Origin of the sequence: Pseudoalteromonas sp. SWYJ118 (assembly GCF_015864505.1) — a bacterium.
In the GTDB taxonomy this organism is placed as follows: Bacteria; Pseudomonadota; Gammaproteobacteria; order Enterobacterales; family Alteromonadaceae; genus Pseudoalteromonas; species Pseudoalteromonas arctica.
Genome location: NZ_JADYXC010000004.1, coordinates 95,844 through 111,338, shown reverse-complemented (window position 1 = coordinate 111,338; position 15,495 = coordinate 95,844). Strand labels below are relative to the sequence as shown.

The window sequence follows — 15,495 nt, the reverse complement described above, 5'->3', positions numbered from 1 at the left end:
ATGTTAAATACTCGTTCTTATTTAATACATACTATAAAAACGAAAACACTATGAAACAACTCTTTATTGCCATCACACTCACTCTATTAAGCTTTATAGTTAGCGCGCAAGAGCAAGACACTGAAGCAACATACCCTAAATTACCTATATTAAATCTACAAATGGCCGATGGGTCTGCTCTCAGTACTCAAGATTTATTAGGCCAGCCTTACATTTTACATTTTTGGGCAACGTGGTGCCCATATTGTAAAAAGCTACAACCAGCACTTCAAAAAATAAATGACATGGGTGTAAAGGTCATTGCCGTGAGCTTTAAAGAAGATGACGATGCTACTCCCGCTAAAGCGCTTAGCGATAGAGGTTATACTTTTAAAACAGCCGTAAAAGCCGATGCAATAGCACAGCAATTAGGTATACGCGGCACACCTACTACATTGTTTGTAAATAAAGAAGGTAATGTAATTTGGCTGACTAATACGTCAAACCCAGAGGATCCAAACCTACATTTGAAGGCACGAACATTATTACACTCCATATCTGAGTAATAATATAGGTCTAAATTTAGTTTAAAAATATAAGTAATATAAACTTTATACTACAATTTAAGCTCATAAATTAATTGAGATTATAATGCGCCTACTACTTACTTTATTACTAATCACTTTAAGTGGCTTTGCCGCAGCTGAAGAAGAAAAAGCAGAACTTCCACCGGTAGATCCTGCTTACAATTCTGAGCACCCAATGGCCTTAGTAAATAAAGATTCCGCTATAATTGCGATTAACTTACCTAGTTATAACTCTCCTGATGATGTTCAGGTTGTCTATAGAATAGGAAACCCAGATGTTGCACTGTTAAATTTTGTTAGAAATGCCGAGCTAATTACTATAAAGCCACAAGCGTTTAACATTCAGCATTTAATGCGTGGTGAAGAAATCACAATTATTGCCGATATTTATGAAGGTGATTATCAGCAAGGTGGCAGTTTAATTTATTCAAAAAAAGAGTTGGTCTTGAGTAAGCAGCTGTATGCCAGAGAACTAAAAAAATTAAGTGAATCATCGCAATGGCAAGACTACGACATGATTACACTAAGCGGTACTGAGCGTATTTATATTCATAAAATTCAAAAAGCGCCGAGCTATAACCATCTTATTTTTGTCGATTTAGTTAATGCATGTATGCAAAAGCTTCGTACCTCAAAACGTGTCCCAGCTGAAAATGAGCTTACTTATAAATTTATTAATTGCGGCACCCTTAAACCACTTTATTACAATGCTGATGATTTTAAAAAGTAAAATAGCGAGTATACGAATGCTAAATAATTTCAATATTCAGGCATAAAAAAAGGCTCTTTCGAGCCTTTGGATTAACTTTGGAATGTTAAAGTTTTTAAATTAGGTAAGTGTTAATAGCTGTGGAGCAACGCTATGATAGTCAACAGCCATAGCAATACTTAACGCTGTAATATTAATGATAGAAAACGCGAACACTTTACGTGCCCAACTGGTTACATCAATATTTCGACGATACCCTCTTAGTGCCATTAGCAACCACCAAAAGCTGGTAATACAAGCAACAGCCATAAAAGCAGCACCTGTGTAGCCAGTAATTGGCAGTAACATCACAACTAACGCGTATACAGCAATATAAAGCACAATGTGGCGTTTTGCTTTGTCGATACCTTGCGCTACAGGTAATACTGGAATACCTGCAGCTTGGTAATCTTTAAAGCGAAAAATAGCGATGGCATAAGAGTGCGGCATTTGCCACAAGCTAAACATAACCAGCAGTATTAACGCGCCCATATCGAACTGGCCTGTTACGGCGCAGTAACCGACTACTGGTGGTACTGCGCCCGAAAGGCTACCTACAAAAGTGCCATATACTGAGTTACGCTTCATGTAGAGGCTATAAACCCCTACATAAATTACGTAGCCAAAGGCTGCAAAAAATACCGCGGCTTGAGTGGTATAGGCGATAAGTAAACCAAAGCCCACAACACCCAATAAAATACCGTGACTAAGTGCAGCAAAGGCCGACATTTCGCCTGTTACTGTTACTCGCGTACGAGTACGCGCCATGGCTACATCTATGTCTCTATCTATAACATTATTGATAGCACAACCTGATGCAACCACTAGCGACAAACCAATTAATGTAGCAATCATTAACCATGGGTTTATATCACCGCGCGAGGCAAGTAAAAACCCGCCCGCTACGCTGATCAAATTGCCCATAATAATACCCGGCTTTGTCACTGATAAATAACGACGAAACATCTTCAACTCCTAGTACATCATCATTGCGTTAGATTCATAAATGATCCAAACAGATAACCCAACCACCATTACGATGATCAGAGCACTGAATAGGAATGAGAAAGTACTTGCACGGCCATCTTCGGTCGTAAAATTAAGGTGTAAAAAGTACTTTAAATGCACCCAAATTTGTACGATTGCTAAAGTAACAATGCTCCAAAGCGTTGTTGCCTTTGTGAAGTCGCCTTCCATTACCATCCAAAATGGAATGGCTGTCAAAATTACTGATAACACAAAGCCAATTAAGTAAGTTTTAACACTGCCATGATATTCATCATGGTGCTCAGCATGTGTTTCGCTGTGGCTCATTACATTGCTCCCATTAAATAAACAACGGTAAATACACAAATCCAAACAATGTCTAAGAAGTGCCAAAATAGGCTTAAGCAGCTTAAACGCGTTACGGTTGCTTTACCTAGACCGCGTTTAGCAACTTCTATCATCATTATGGTCATCCAAATTAAACCGGCTGTTACATGTAAACCATGTAAGCCAACTAATGAGAAAAACGATGTTAAAAAAGCACTATGTTGCGGACCATGCCCGTTCACTATTAGGTGATGAAATTCGTATATTTCCATACCAATAAACACAGCACCTAAACAAAACGTAATAAATAACCAAGTAAGTGTGAGCGCCTTTTTTTGCCCTTGAGCGGCAATCATGGCAAAACCAAAGGTAATACTACTAATAAGTAGTGCAGCTGTTTCTACTGCTACAAAGTCGAGTTCAAAAATATCTTTACCCGATACACCACCGGCTGTGTTCATAAATAACACGGCGTAGGTTGCAAAAAATGAGGCAAATAATAAGCAATCGGTCATTAGGTATAACCAAAAACCGAATACGGTATCGCCCGATGTATCGTGATGATCATGCTCGTGCGCATGATCATCGTGAGATACAGACTCTAAATTTGCAGATTCTAAATTTGCAGAAAGTGTACTCACGCTTTTAGCTCCTTATTCCCACTTGAATTGTATGCTGCTTCAATTCGTGCAATTTCATCAGGTTGTATATAGTAATCAACATCGCTGGCGTAACAACGTTTGATAAATAAAGCAATTGCGCCAATAAAACCAACAGCTGCTAACCACCAAATATGCCAGATCATCGCAAAACAAAATGCGGTTAAACTTGCTGCCATTAGCACGCCTGCTGATGTATTTTTAGGCATATGAATAGGGCTGTAGCTTGCCTTATCTTGGTAAGCTTGACCTTTTTCTTTCATGTCGGTCCATGCATCAATATCATCAATGTGCGGAATGGTAGCAAAGTTATACACTTGTGGAGGTGAGCTTGTTGCCCACTCAAGTGTGTGTCCGTTCCACGGATCGCCTGTTGTATCGTCAAGCGCTTCACGGTCTCTAAAGCTCACATATAATTGAACTGCTTGGCTAATAATACCAAACATAATAATGACAGCACCGCCTGCAGCAATGTATAGCCAAATGTTCCAATCAGGATTATTAGTGTGGTTTAAACGACGTGTCATACCTAAGAAACCAAGTACATACAACGGCATAAATGCAACGAAGAAACCGATAATCCAACACCAAAATGATGCCTTGCCCCATTTTTCGTTAAGCTTGAAGCCCATCGCTTTAGGGAACCAAAATACAAAACCTGCTAGGTAGCCAAATACAGCACCACCGATAATTGTATTATGAAAATGTGCAATTAAGAATAAGCTATTATGCAGTACGTAATCGGCACCAGGAATAGCAAGTAATACGCCAGTCATGCCGCCTACGGTAAAGGTAACCATAAAACCAAGTGTCCAAAGTACCGGAACGGTTATACGTAAACGACCTCGGTAAATAGTAAATAGCCAGTTAAACAACTTAACGCCTGTTGGTACGGCAATAACCATGGTCATTACCCCAAAGAACGCGTTAACGTTAGCACTTGAGCCCATTGTGAAGAAGTGATGTAACCAAACAATAAACCCTAAAATAGAGATTGCACCGCTGGCGTAAACCATCGATTTATAACCAAATAAACGCTTACCTGCAAATGTCGAAATAATCTCAGAAAAAACACCAAACGCCGGTAATACTAAAATATATACCTCAGGATGACCCCATGCCCAAAACAGGTTGATGTACATCATGGCGTTACCGCCCAATTCATTGGTAAAGAAATGGAAATCGAGATAACGGTCAAGCGTTAACATAGTAAGCATTGCGGTTAAAATTGGGAATGATGCTGCAATTAAGATATTTGCCCACGTACATGTCCATGTGAAAATTGGCATTTTCATTAAGGTCATGCCTGGTGCACGCATTTTGATAACGGTCGCTAAAAAGTTTACTGCAGTTAAGAGTGTTCCAAGACCGGATATTTGCAAAGCCCAAATATAATAGTCGACCCCCACCCCAGGGCTAAAGGTCAGCTCCGAAAGTGGCGGATACGCCACCCAACCTGTTTTAGCAAACTCACCAAAAACCAGCGACATATTAATTAAAATAGCACCACCGGTAGTTAACCAAAAACTTAAATTGTTTAAAAATGGAAAGGCAACATCGCGAGCACCAATTTGCAGTGGTAGTACAATGTTCATTAAACCAATCATAAATGGCATCGCCATAAATATGATCATAATTACGCCGTGAGCTGTAAATATTTGGTCGTAGTGCTCTGGTGGTAAATAACCGGGCGCGCCACTAGTAGCAAGTGCTAACTGAGTACGCATCATTATTGCATCAGAAAACCCACGAAACAGCATTACTAAAGCTAAAATAATATACATTACGCCTAAGCGCTTATGATCCACAGATGTGATCCAGTCGCGCCAAAGCACGCCCCATTTTTTATGCTTTGTAATTAGCGCAGTAATAACAATTGCAGCTATTAAAATAGCTGCCATCGTAAACACAAGAATCGGCTCGTGAAACGGTATTGCATCGAGTGAAAGTTTACCTAAAAACGACATTATTATTCCTCGTCCTGGCTGTGTGATGGTTTCGCTGAATGTTTGTCCATTGCGTGATGTTGCATACCCATCTCGCCATGTTCGCTCATCGCATTGTGCTTTTTATTCATATCGCCATGCGCCTGCATATATTTCATGATAATGGTATGAAATAAGCTGTCTTCAACTTTACCGTAATAAGCAACAGGATTATTTTCGCTCGCTTTTGCAAGCTCAACATAATTTGCATGAGTCAGATTATTAGCGCTTGAATTCGCTTTTACATCACTCACCCACTTATCAAAACCAGCTTGAGTAGGGGTAGCAATGGCATTAAACTTCATACCAGTAAAACCTGCACCACTGTAATTTGCTGAGAAACCTTTAAACGTACCTGGCTCATTTGCAATTAAGTGAAGCTTGGTTTCCATCCCAGCCATTGAGTATATTTGACTACCCAATTGCGGAATAAAAAATGAATTCATTGTGCTCTCTGACGTGATTTTATATTCAACAGGTACATTTGCCGGAAACACTAATTCATTAACCGTAGCAATACCTTGCTCAGGATAAATAAATAGCCACTTCCAATTTAATGACACCACTTCAATAGTAAGATGCTTACCTTTACCTTCAATGGGTTTGTAAGGGTCTAGCTCTTGGGTAGACACCCAGGTAATAACACCTAAAATAATCACAATAACAATAGGAACAGCCCAAACTGCGGCTTCAATTTTATTTGAATGAGCCCATTTTGGAGCGTAAATTTCATGAGTTTGCGTGTCTCTATATTTCCATGCGAAATACAAAGTCATCACAATAACGGGAACGACTACAAGCAACATAAGCACGGTTGCGATGATAATTAAATTTTTCTCATCTATGCCTATCTGCCCTTTTGGATCGAGTATCCCGCCTTTACAGCCTGACAACGCCAGCACGGTACTAGCTAAAGCAATATTACAAAGGTTACGAATTAACAAGGGAGTATCCTACAAACCTAGAGTTTCAGTTTGCTGCTTTGCATAAAAACCAAAGCAACGATTTTTCAATAAAAACCCAAGTTAACTAGAATTAAATTATAAAAATAAGGGGGCTATTCAAAACCTAAAGCTCATGCCATTAATGACCTAGCAACAAACCCAGCTTTCTAAACGCATTTATATAACGTAATAAAAGTTAACTTGGGTGAGTGGTGGTTGGCTGAAGTGTGCTTAAAAAACACAGAGCTACTTTGTTTTAGCTAACCTTAATTATTTACAGCAAGAACAAATAATTAAAACCAGCAACAAGATGCAGCCTTACAGACAACCTGTAAAGCTAGGTGGAGCACGACAACCATGTGCAACATGCACTGGCTGAAGAACTTTAGCCTCGCTAAAAGCAAAGGCTGCTTTACGGAGGATAATTCCAGCACGACGCGCTGGAAAAATATGGAACAATAACCAACAAAGGCCAATAAGTAACTGACTTGAAATGATTGGATGAGCTAAAAATCCGGCAATAGTAAGTAACAGTGGCTCTACAATAAACCCATCACTTAATAGCGCCTCAAGCTTGAAGGCATCCTCTAGTGCACCGCTTAACAACATGACCGTATTAAACACTAATAAAGTTATAGCTACACACACGCCCTTACCCGCTTTATTCAAGCGTTCACACGTAACTGGCTCGCTTGGGGCGAGATCAGTATTGGTATGATGTAAAGAAAGTGTGTTCAAAGACATTAACCTACTTAAATGACTATAACAAAATTAAAGTAATACAAAGCAATGGAAAAATTTGAAAAACATTGCTGCTGTAAGCCCAAAAATCAGGTGCTGAATACGATCAAATCCGGTTAGCACAAATTCACCTTGTGAAAATTGATCCGTATCAATCAAACTTTCAAAACTTACTGAAAGTTCGAACGTGAGTATAACAAAGAGAATTTTCTGTTCAACTAAAAAACAATAAATTTGAGTTAAGCTTTAGAAGCTATTTTGTTAATAAAAAATAACAACTTAAAAAACATAGGGTTAATTTAAATTAAAAACAATTTAAAGAGGTATATTTAATAAAATTATAGGTTTTTTGGAAGGAATAATAATTGTGTCGCACAAATAAAAACAGCCCAAATTCAGTCACCACCGAAATTGAGCCGCTTTTCACACTGACAACATCTTCACACACAATATAAAGATTTTTTGTTTACACTGCGTGGCATTGTAGGCAAATAAAAACAACTCAAATACAGTCACCACCGGATTTGAGTTGCCTTTCACACTGACAACATCTTCACACACAATATAAAGATTCTTGGTTTACATTACGTGGCATTGTAGGGAAATAAAAACAACTCAAATGCAGTCACCACCGAATTTGAGTTGCCTTTCACACTGACAACATCTTCACACACAATATAAAGATTTTTGGTTTACACTGCGTGACATTGTAGGGAAATAAAAACAACTCAAATGTAGTCACCACCGAATTTGAGTTGCCTTTCACACTGACAACATCTTCACACACAATATAAAGATTCTTTTAAGCGAGACCAACTTTGCCTCAAGCTTATGACTAGAGCCTTGCTCTGTGTCTATGATTAAACTTTAGAGTGTTAGCTCCAATTTGACAAACGAGAAAAATAAACCTAATAGGTGAAAAAAACTAAACTATAGACGTTTGTCTAATACATTAAGATTGGATTACTTATGAAATAAAAAAGATAAGAGGTTTTACAGACACAAAAAAAGCGCTATAAAGCGCTTTTTAATATTTAAGAGAACTTAAATAATTTGATTTTCTTTCCAGGCTTGCTCTTTAGCTAAACGGTTTTTGCGTTTATCACATGGATCATCGCAATCACAGGCTTTATCAATACCAACCGAACCTAAACCACCACAGCTACTTGCCATAGATTTTTTTTGCACGATCATACCAACGGCCATTGCCGACACTATTAAAATTAGTAAGCCAAAAGTAAGAAGAAAAAGTGACATTGCTTAGCCCCTATTGATCAGCAATTAATTAAACTCAAACATTTTTGAGCAAGTGTTATTATATACCCAAATAATCTGGAAATAAACAAGGCTGCACCATACTATAAATAAGGTTTAAATGCAGGGCTTGAATAAGTAACTAAACCCTCTTCTGATTTACCTATTAAATACACTGGCAAATCGTGCTGCTGAGCATATGCCTGAGCTTTCTCCATACCCATCACAGTAAGAGCAGTCGCTAAACCATCTGCTGTCATAGCGCTTGGATGAAGCACAGTTACCGACACTAAGTCGTGCTTAATAGGCATGCCGGTTACAGGGTCAATTAAATGAGTATAGATCTCCCCATCCATTTTATAAAAAATACGGTAATCACCTGATGTTGCGATCCCACTTGTACCTGGTGATAAAACACGGTGTACTTTACGCTCTCCAGGTTGTGCATCTGGTTGTTCTATCGCAATTTTCCAATCCTGGTTATTTGGCTTTTCACCCGCTATACGTAGCTCACCACCAATCTCAACCATGTAGTTAGTAATACTGTGGCTTTCTAATAGCTGCGCTACTTTGTCGATACCGTAGCCTTTAGCCGTTGCTGAAAACGAAAGCTCTAACCCATTAACTGTTTTAGCTAAACCCTGTCCATTTAAAATAAGCTTATCAATACCTATTTTTTCAACCATTGAAGCAAGCTCTTCATCTGTTGGGCGATTGGTTGGTTTTTTATCAGGACCAAAGCCCCATAAGTCAATGAGAGGTCCCATGGTTACATCAAGTGTTTTAGTTGATTCACCTAAGCGAATAGATTCGCTTATAACAGCCCTAAAATCTTCGCTAATTGGCATCACTTGATTTGCAGGTAATCTGTTAAATGTATTTATTTCAGAGTCTTCTATATAAGTAGACATAGACTGATTTACATCTTTTAAAACAGCGTCTATTTGCAGCTGTAATTGTGAGGCCGATAGCTGGGTTTGCTCATCATAATATTTAATATGATAAGTGGTTCCCATAGTCTTACCTTCTAAAAAGGTTTCCCTCGACTCTGGTTTTTCACCACACCCAGACAGTAATAAGGTCAGTGTGATTAGTAAAAAGGCCATTATGCCTTGTGAAGTACTTACTCGATTCATAACAGCTCTACTTAATAGATTGATAAAATTAAAGAATAAAAAAAGCCTCGTAACACAAGTGCTACGAGGCTGGTATTTTAACCAAAACTAAACTGTTTTGGTATTAGTGTTAGCCACCAAAATCATCTAATAAGATATTTTCGTCTTCAACACCTAAATCTTTAAGCATAGTAATAACTGCCGCGTTCATCATTGGAGGACCACACATGTAGTACTCACAATCTTCCGGCGCTTCGTGATCTTTAAGATAGTTCTCAAATAACACGTTATGGATAAAGCCAGTATAGCCTTCCCAGTTATCTTCAGGTTGTGGATCTGAAAGCGCTGTATGCCATACGAAGTTAGGATTTTCAGCGGCTAGGCCGTCAAAATCTTCTACGTAGAACATTTCACGTTCAGAACGTGCACCATACCAAAAGCTCATCTTACGTTTAGAGTTCAAACGTTTAAGTTGGTCAAAGATATGTGAACGCATTGGCGCCATACCAGCACCACCACCAACAAAGATCATTTCTGCATCTGTGTCTTTAGCAAAGAACTCACCAAATGGACCTGAAATAGTTACCTTGTCGCCTTTTGTAAGTGACCAAATGTACGAAGACATTTTACCACATGGCAAGCTTAGGTTTCTCGGAGGCGGAGCAGCAATACGCACGTTAAGCATAATGATGCCTTCTTCTTCTGGGTAGTTAGCCATTGAGTATGCACGAATAGTTTCTTCGTCTACTTTTGACTCCAGATCGAAGAAACCAAAATGGTTCCAGTCGCCACGATATTCTTCAGGAACATCAAAATCTGCATATTTAACATGGTGAGGTGGCGCTTCAATTTGGATGTAACCACCCGCACGGAAAGGCACTGACTCATCACCAGGGATTTGCAGTTTAAGTTCTTTAATGAACGTTGCTTTGTTATCGTTAGAGATAACTTCACAATCCCATTTTTTAACACCGAAAATTGACTCTTCAAGTTCAATTTCCATGTCGTTTTTAACATTTACCTGACACGCTAAACGACAGCCTTCACGGGCTTCACCTTTAGATATGTGATCAAGTTCAGTTGGCAAGATATCGCCGCCACCTTCTTTAATGTGAACACGACACTGACCACAAGAGCCACCGCCACCACAAGCAGATGATACGAAAATACCTGACTCAGATAATGCACTTAAAAGCTTATTACCTGCTGATGTAGTAATGGCTTTGTCTTTATCGCCATTAATACCGATGATGATGTCACCGCTTGCAACTAACTGAGATTTAGCACCAATGATCACTAAAACTAGTAGTACAACGATAGCGATGAAAACACCAACGCCTAAGAAAATCTGATAATCCATGATTTATCCTCGCTACCCTTTACAGTGAAATACCAGAGAATGACATAAAGCCAAGTCCCATTAAACCAACAGTGATGAAGGTAATACCTAAACCACGTAAGCCGTCTGGCACGTCTGAATATTTCAGTTTCTCACGGATACCTGCAAGTAATGTAATTGCAAGTGCCCAACCAACACCAGCGCCAATACCATAAACAACAGACTCGCCGAAGTCATAGTTACGCTCAACCATGAAAGATACCGCACCAAATATTGCACAGTTAACTGTGATAAGTGGCAAGAAGATACCTAATGCGTTGTATAGTGCAGGGAAAAACTTATCTAATGCCATTTCAAGAATTTGCACAAGTGCTGCAATAACACCAATGAAAGTTAAGAAACGTAAAAAGCTAAGATCCGCATCTGGATAACCTAACCAAGTAAGTGAACCTGGTGCAAGTACCGCATGGTAAACCAAGTTGTTAACAGGTACAGAAATACCCAATACAACTATAACCGCTATACCTAGGCCAATTGATGTAGTTACTTTTTTAGATACTGCTAAAAAAGTACACATGCCTAAGAAGAATGACAACGCTAAGTTCTCAATAAAAACGGCTTTTACAAATAAACTAATATAATGTTCCACTATTTGCCCCTTACGCTTTAGCTTCTACTTGGTCTTTCTTATAAGTACGAAGTACCCATATGAATAAACCAATGATGAAGAATGCACTCGGTGGTAAGATCAATAGACCCATAGGCTGATACCAACCGCCATCTTGTACTAATGGGATAATATCAACACCGAATAGTGAACCCTTACCGAATAGCTCACGAATGAAACCAACAGTAAGTAGTACTACAGAGTAACCTAAGCCATTACCAATACCGTCAAGGAAAGACATAATTGGTGGCGACTTCATCGCATATGCTTCAGCACGACCCATTACAATACAGTTAGTAATGATTAGACCTACGAATACAGAAAGCTCTTTTGCCGTAGCGTAAGAGAATGCCTGTAATACTTGGTCAACAACGATTACCAATGATGCAATAATTGTCATTTGTACGATGATACGTACAGATGATGGGATCTGGTTACGAATAAGCGAGATAAAGAAGCTCGAAAACGCTGTTACTAGTGTCAATGCAATTGACATGATTAACGCATTTTTTAAGCTAGACGTTACCGCTAGCGCTGAACAAATACCAAGTACTTGTAGTGCGATTGGGTTGTTAGCTAAAACCGGACCAAATAGGACCGCCTTCATTTCTTTAGTATCAGCCATTATTTCAATGCTCCTTTACGTACTTTCGCAAGGAAAGGGCCAAAGCCATTTTCGCCAGTCCAAAAATCAACTGCATGATCAACACCGTTAGACGTTAATGTAGCACCTGAAAGACCATCGATCTTATGCTCATCATTGCCCGCAGTACCTTTAACAATTTGAATTGGAAGTTCTTTACCTTCCCATGTAGCTGTCCACTGTGGATTCTGAATTTCGCCACCTAGACCAGGGGTTTCATTATGCTTGTAAAAGATAATGCTCTTAACTGTTTCAGCATCGCTTTCAAGCGAGATAAAACCATACATTAAGCCCCATAAGCCGTAGCCTTGGATAGGAAGAATGATTGCATCAACTGAGCCATCTTCTTTTTTAGAGATATACACCGGCGACTCTTTAGTCACACGTTGAATACCAGCAATATCTTTAACGCCTTTCTCTTTAAGAGAAACACTTAGCGCTGCATCATATTTGCTTTTTTCAAAGTCAAAGATTGTTGGGTCTGTATCTACAAACTCACCTGTAGTCATGTTTACAACGCGCGCTTCGATTTTTGCATCAAATGTTTCTAAAACATTTTCAACTTTATCGATACCCGCAGCAGCCAAGATATTACTTTGAATATCTTTTTCTTTATTAGCTTGCTGTAAAGGACGAAGCTGTACAGAAGCAAACGATACGATGATTGCACACACTAAACATAGTGCGACAACAACTGATAACGTTTTACCGATTGATTCGTTATTACTAGACATTACGTGCCAACCTCCGCTTAATATTAGCCTGCACTACAAAGTGATCGAACAGTGGAGCGAATAAGTTAGCAAATAAGATTGCTAGCATCATACCTTCTGGGAAAGCAGGATTCACAACACGTATCATAACCACCATAAAGCCAATTAATAGACCATATGCTAATTTACCTTTGTCAGTAAATGCAGCTGATACAGGGTCAGTAGCCATAAAGAACATACCGAACGCAAAGCCACCAAGTACTAAATGCCAATACCAAGGCATTGCAAATACAGGGTTAGTTTCTGAGCCAACAGCATTTAGTAAAAATGCAGTTGCTACCATACCTAGGAATACACCTAGTACGATGCGCCAAGAAGCGATACGAACGTAAATTAAGAACAAACCACCTACTAATAATGCAAGTGTAGATGTTTCACCTACAGAACCTTGAATGAAACCGTAAAACGCATTCCACCATAATTCCATGTTTGCAAAATCAAGTGTGCCAGCAAATGCTTGGCCTAGCATAGTTGCACCAGAGAAAGAATCTACTGCTGTCCATACTGTGTCACCCGAGATTTGAGCTGGGTATGCGAAGAATAAGAACGCACGACCGGCTAAAGCAGGGTTTAAGAAGTTACGGCCAGTACCACCAAAGATTTCTTTAGCGATTACTACACCAAACGTAATACCTAATGCAACTTGCCATAAAGGAATCGTTGCAGGCAAAATAAGTGCGAATAATACTGAAGTAACGAAGAAACCTTCGTTAATTTCATGCTTACGCACAGAAGCAAATATTACTTCCCAAAAACCACCTACTGCAAATGTTACCGCGTAGATAGGCAGGAAGAAACATGCTCCATAGAACATCTTAGCGCCCCAACCTGCATCAGCGGTTAATTCACCACCGAATAACTGGAACAAACCAACTTGCCACGTGTTTGCTAGTTCAAAACCTTGTGCTAAAGCACCTGCGGCCTGATGGCCGATATTGAACATACCAAAAAACATAGCTGGGAACGTCGCCATCCACACTAAAATCATCATGCGTTTTAGGTCGATATTATCGCGTACGTGTGTCGCGCCTTTATTTACGTAGCCTGGTGTATAAAAAATAGTTGCAGCTGCTTCATACAGTGCATAAAACTTCTCATATTTACCACCGGCTTCAAAATTCGGCTCGATATCTTCTAGATATTTTTTTAAACCCATCTCTCTAGCCTTCCTTCTCGATCGTAGTTAAGCAATCGCGTAGGATAGAACCATACTCGTATTTGCCTGGACAAACGAAGGTACATAACGCTAAATCTTCTTCATCAAGTTCAAGCGCGCCCAATGAAATTGCACTGTCTAAATCGCGTGCAATTAAGTCACGTAATAATAGAGTAGGCAAAATATCTAGCGGCATTACGCGCTCGTAGCTACCAATTGGTACCATGGCACGTTTTGAACCACCTGTTGACGTTGTCATTTTAAATAAACGACTCGGCGCAAGGTGAGAAAGGAATGTACGCGTTACAGAGAATTTATCACTACCTGGTGCAATCCAGCCAAACAATTCTTTTTCGCGACCCTCAAGTAAAACAGATACTTGAACGTGGTAACGACCTAAGAATGCATGAACACCGTTTGAAATAGAACCAGATAAAACAGAACCAGAAATAACACGGTTATCTCCGTCTTCTAGCTCACCAGCCACTAAATCATCCAATGAAGCACCTAGTTGTGTTTTCACTAAACGTGGGTTTTTAACGCGAGGACCTGCAAGCGAAATAACACGATTTGTGTAAATTTCACCAGTAAGGAATAAGTGACCATACGCAATAACGTCTTGGTAACCAATATGCCAAACTTGTTTGCTAACAGAAACTGCATCAAGATGATGGATATGAGTGCCAACGAGGCCAGCCGGATGCACACCACCAAACTCATGTACTTCTACTTGAGCTATAGATGAGCTAGGAACTTGGCTACCTGCTTTTTTACACACAAATACTTTGCCATCGGTCAAACGCGAAATAACAGCAAGACCCGCTTCAAATGCTTGCGCATTTTCGGCAATTATTACTGCAGGATCTGCAGCTAATGGGTTTGTGTCAGTTGCGGTCACAAAAATAGAACTAGGATTTGCATCCACAGCCGCTACTTTGCTGAATGGGCGAACACGAAGTGCTGTCCATTGACCAGACTGGATAAGTACTTCTTTGGCTTTTTCACGCTCTAAGCTCGCAAGCTCGTCTGCTTTGAAAGAGTCAAAGGTGATTTGCTCACTGCCTGTTACTTCAATAACAACAGATTGCAGCACACGTTTAGCACCACGATTTATTTCTTTTACTGTGCCAGAAGCTGGAGCAGTAAATAGGACGCCTGGGTTCTTTTTATCTTCAAAAAGTACCTGGCCTTTTTTGACTTGGTCATCCACACGAACATGCATGGTTGGACGCATACCGATAAACTCTTCACCAAGCACAGCTACACGTTTGACAGCAGAACCGTCATGTATAACTTGCTGTGGCGAGCCCTCTAAGGGTAAATCCAGACCTTTTTTTATATTGATCATACGCACTTGCATTACATTAAAGGAAAGAAACTGAAAAATCGTATCAACCACGTCGCCATTTGAGTTATTCCAAGTTATATCAAGGTACAAAAGAGCAGCTTGCTAGAAATATCAAACAAGCAACGTAGTAAAACTCATCACATATTGTCGAGATTTTAACATCATTTTAGATGACTATGCGAGTGTATTTATAAAAATTATACGACAGAAACACTTATTTGGTTTTGTTAAGTGACTTTAATT

Annotated in this window: 16 protein-coding genes; 2 read left to right on the top strand and 14 right to left on the bottom strand. The window is 39.4% G+C overall.

The features are described from left to right. The first annotated feature begins 50 nt into the window (after positions 1 to 50). Together I6F48_RS06540 and I6F48_RS06535 are read left to right on the top strand one after the other, a co-directional pair. Complete coding sequence (locus I6F48_RS06540; RefSeq protein WP_165728495.1) at positions 51 to 545, top strand: TlpA family protein disulfide reductase; 495 nt, start codon at positions 51 to 53, stop codon at positions 543 to 545. A gap of 85 nt (positions 546 to 630) precedes the next feature. Continuing rightward, positions 631 to 1,296: a hypothetical protein gene (locus I6F48_RS06535; RefSeq protein ID WP_197119094.1), complete on the top strand. Its 666-nt coding sequence runs from the start codon at positions 631 to 633 to the stop codon at positions 1,294 to 1,296. Positions 1,297 to 1,395: 99 nt separating this feature from the next. Here I6F48_RS06535 and cyoE read toward each other — a convergent pair whose 3' ends face one another. The 14 genes from cyoE to I6F48_RS06465 form a co-directional block, all read right to left on the bottom strand. Then, complete coding sequence (cyoE, locus tag I6F48_RS06530; RefSeq protein ID WP_197119093.1) at positions 1,396 to 2,280, bottom strand: heme o synthase; 885 nt, start codon at positions 2,278 to 2,280, stop codon at positions 1,396 to 1,398. A gap of 9 nt (positions 2,281 to 2,289) precedes the next feature. Beyond that, on the bottom strand, positions 2,290 to 2,628 hold the full coding sequence (gene cyoD, locus I6F48_RS06525) for a cytochrome o ubiquinol oxidase subunit IV (RefSeq protein ID WP_197119092.1): 339 nt from the start codon (positions 2,626 to 2,628) through the stop codon (positions 2,290 to 2,292). Next, positions 2,628 to 3,269 carry a cytochrome o ubiquinol oxidase subunit III gene (gene cyoC / locus I6F48_RS06520; RefSeq protein ID WP_165728488.1) on the bottom strand — a complete coding sequence of 214 codons (642 nt, stop codon included), beginning with the start codon at positions 3,267 to 3,269 and terminating at the stop codon, positions 2,628 to 2,630. Before cyoC ends, cyoD begins: the two co-directional genes overlap by 1 nt. After that, the gene (cyoB, locus tag I6F48_RS06515) at positions 3,266 to 5,254 is read right to left on the bottom strand and encodes a cytochrome o ubiquinol oxidase subunit I (protein ID WP_165728487.1); all 1,989 of its coding nucleotides are present in this window, start codon (positions 5,252 to 5,254) and stop codon (positions 3,266 to 3,268) included. The genes cyoC and cyoB overlap by 4 nt, the downstream gene beginning before the upstream one ends. Before the next feature lie 2 nt (positions 5,255 to 5,256). Then, entirely contained in the window at positions 5,257 to 6,216 is a 960-nt protein-coding gene (gene cyoA, locus I6F48_RS06510; RefSeq protein ID WP_197119091.1) for a ubiquinol oxidase subunit II, read from the bottom strand. 318 nt (positions 6,217 to 6,534) lie between these two features. Further along, on the bottom strand, positions 6,535 to 6,954 hold the full coding sequence (locus tag I6F48_RS06505) for a hypothetical protein (RefSeq protein ID WP_165728513.1): 420 nt from the start codon (positions 6,952 to 6,954) through the stop codon (positions 6,535 to 6,537). A gap of 1,047 nt (positions 6,955 to 8,001) precedes the next feature. Beyond that, positions 8,002 to 8,214: a (Na+)-NQR maturation NqrM gene (nqrM, locus tag I6F48_RS06500; RefSeq protein WP_007376137.1), complete on the bottom strand. Its 213-nt coding sequence runs from the start codon at positions 8,212 to 8,214 to the stop codon at positions 8,002 to 8,004. A gap of 101 nt (positions 8,215 to 8,315) precedes the next feature. Then, positions 8,316 to 9,347, bottom strand: coding sequence for an FAD:protein FMN transferase (locus tag I6F48_RS06495; protein WP_197119090.1), 1,032 nt, complete (start codon positions 9,345 to 9,347; stop codon positions 8,316 to 8,318). 109 nt (positions 9,348 to 9,456) lie between these two features. After that, the gene (nqrF, locus tag I6F48_RS06490) at positions 9,457 to 10,686 is read right to left on the bottom strand and encodes an NADH:ubiquinone reductase (Na(+)-transporting) subunit F (protein ID WP_007584893.1); all 1,230 of its coding nucleotides are present in this window, start codon (positions 10,684 to 10,686) and stop codon (positions 9,457 to 9,459) included. Between the two features lie 19 nt (positions 10,687 to 10,705). Continuing rightward, positions 10,706 to 11,314 (bottom strand): NADH:ubiquinone reductase (Na(+)-transporting) subunit E, encoded by a 609-nt coding sequence (gene nqrE / locus I6F48_RS06485; protein WP_007584892.1) that lies wholly within the window; start codon positions 11,312 to 11,314, stop codon positions 10,706 to 10,708. A gap of 10 nt (positions 11,315 to 11,324) precedes the next feature. Beyond that, positions 11,325 to 11,957 carry an NADH:ubiquinone reductase (Na(+)-transporting) subunit D gene (locus I6F48_RS06480; protein WP_007584891.1) on the bottom strand — a complete coding sequence of 211 codons (633 nt, stop codon included), beginning with the start codon at positions 11,955 to 11,957 and terminating at the stop codon, positions 11,325 to 11,327. After that, the gene (locus I6F48_RS06475) at positions 11,957 to 12,709 is read right to left on the bottom strand and encodes a Na(+)-translocating NADH-quinone reductase subunit C (RefSeq protein WP_165728484.1); all 753 of its coding nucleotides are present in this window, start codon (positions 12,707 to 12,709) and stop codon (positions 11,957 to 11,959) included. The genes I6F48_RS06480 and I6F48_RS06475 overlap by 1 nt, the downstream gene beginning before the upstream one ends. After that, positions 12,702 to 13,904, bottom strand: coding sequence for an NADH:ubiquinone reductase (Na(+)-transporting) subunit B (locus I6F48_RS06470; protein ID WP_010555189.1), 1,203 nt, complete (start codon positions 13,902 to 13,904; stop codon positions 12,702 to 12,704). Before I6F48_RS06470 ends, I6F48_RS06475 begins: the two co-directional genes overlap by 8 nt. Positions 13,905 to 13,908: 4 nt before the next feature. Further along, positions 13,909 to 15,252: a Na(+)-translocating NADH-quinone reductase subunit A gene (locus I6F48_RS06465; protein ID WP_165728483.1), complete on the bottom strand. Its 1,344-nt coding sequence runs from the start codon at positions 15,250 to 15,252 to the stop codon at positions 13,909 to 13,911. Positions 15,253 to 15,495 lie beyond the last annotated feature (243 nt).

Coding starts and splice junctions, on each gene's coding strand:
- I6F48_RS06475 (WP_165728484.1), bottom strand. CDS start 12,709: ATGTCTAGTAATAACGAATCAATCGGTAAAACGTTATCAGTTGTTGTC.
- I6F48_RS06535 (WP_197119094.1), top strand. CDS start 631: ATGCGCCTACTACTTACTTTATTACTAATCACTTTAAGTGGCTTTGCC.
- cyoB (WP_165728487.1), bottom strand. CDS start 5,254: ATGTCGTTTTTAGGTAAACTTTCACTCGATGCAATACCGTTTCACGAG.
- nqrM (WP_007376137.1), bottom strand. CDS start 8,214: ATGTCACTTTTTCTTCTTACTTTTGGCTTACTAATTTTAATAGTGTCG.
- cyoD (WP_197119092.1), bottom strand. CDS start 2,628: ATGAGCCACAGCGAAACACATGCTGAGCACCATGATGAATATCATGGC.
- cyoE (WP_197119093.1), bottom strand. CDS start 2,280: ATGTTTCGTCGTTATTTATCAGTGACAAAGCCGGGTATTATTATGGGC.
- I6F48_RS06495 (WP_197119090.1), bottom strand. CDS start 9,347: ATGAATCGAGTAAGTACTTCACAAGGCATAATGGCCTTTTTACTAATC.
- nqrF (WP_007584893.1), bottom strand. CDS start 10,686: ATGGATTATCAGATTTTCTTAGGCGTTGGTGTTTTCATCGCTATCGTT.
- I6F48_RS06470 (WP_010555189.1), bottom strand. CDS start 13,904: ATGGGTTTAAAAAAATATCTAGAAGATATCGAGCCGAATTTTGAAGCC.
- I6F48_RS06465 (WP_165728483.1), bottom strand. CDS start 15,252: ATGATCAATATAAAAAAAGGTCTGGATTTACCCTTAGAGGGCTCGCCA.
- I6F48_RS06480 (WP_007584891.1), bottom strand. CDS start 11,957: ATGGCTGATACTAAAGAAATGAAGGCGGTCCTATTTGGTCCGGTTTTA.
- I6F48_RS06540 (WP_165728495.1), top strand. CDS start 51: ATGAAACAACTCTTTATTGCCATCACACTCACTCTATTAAGCTTTATA.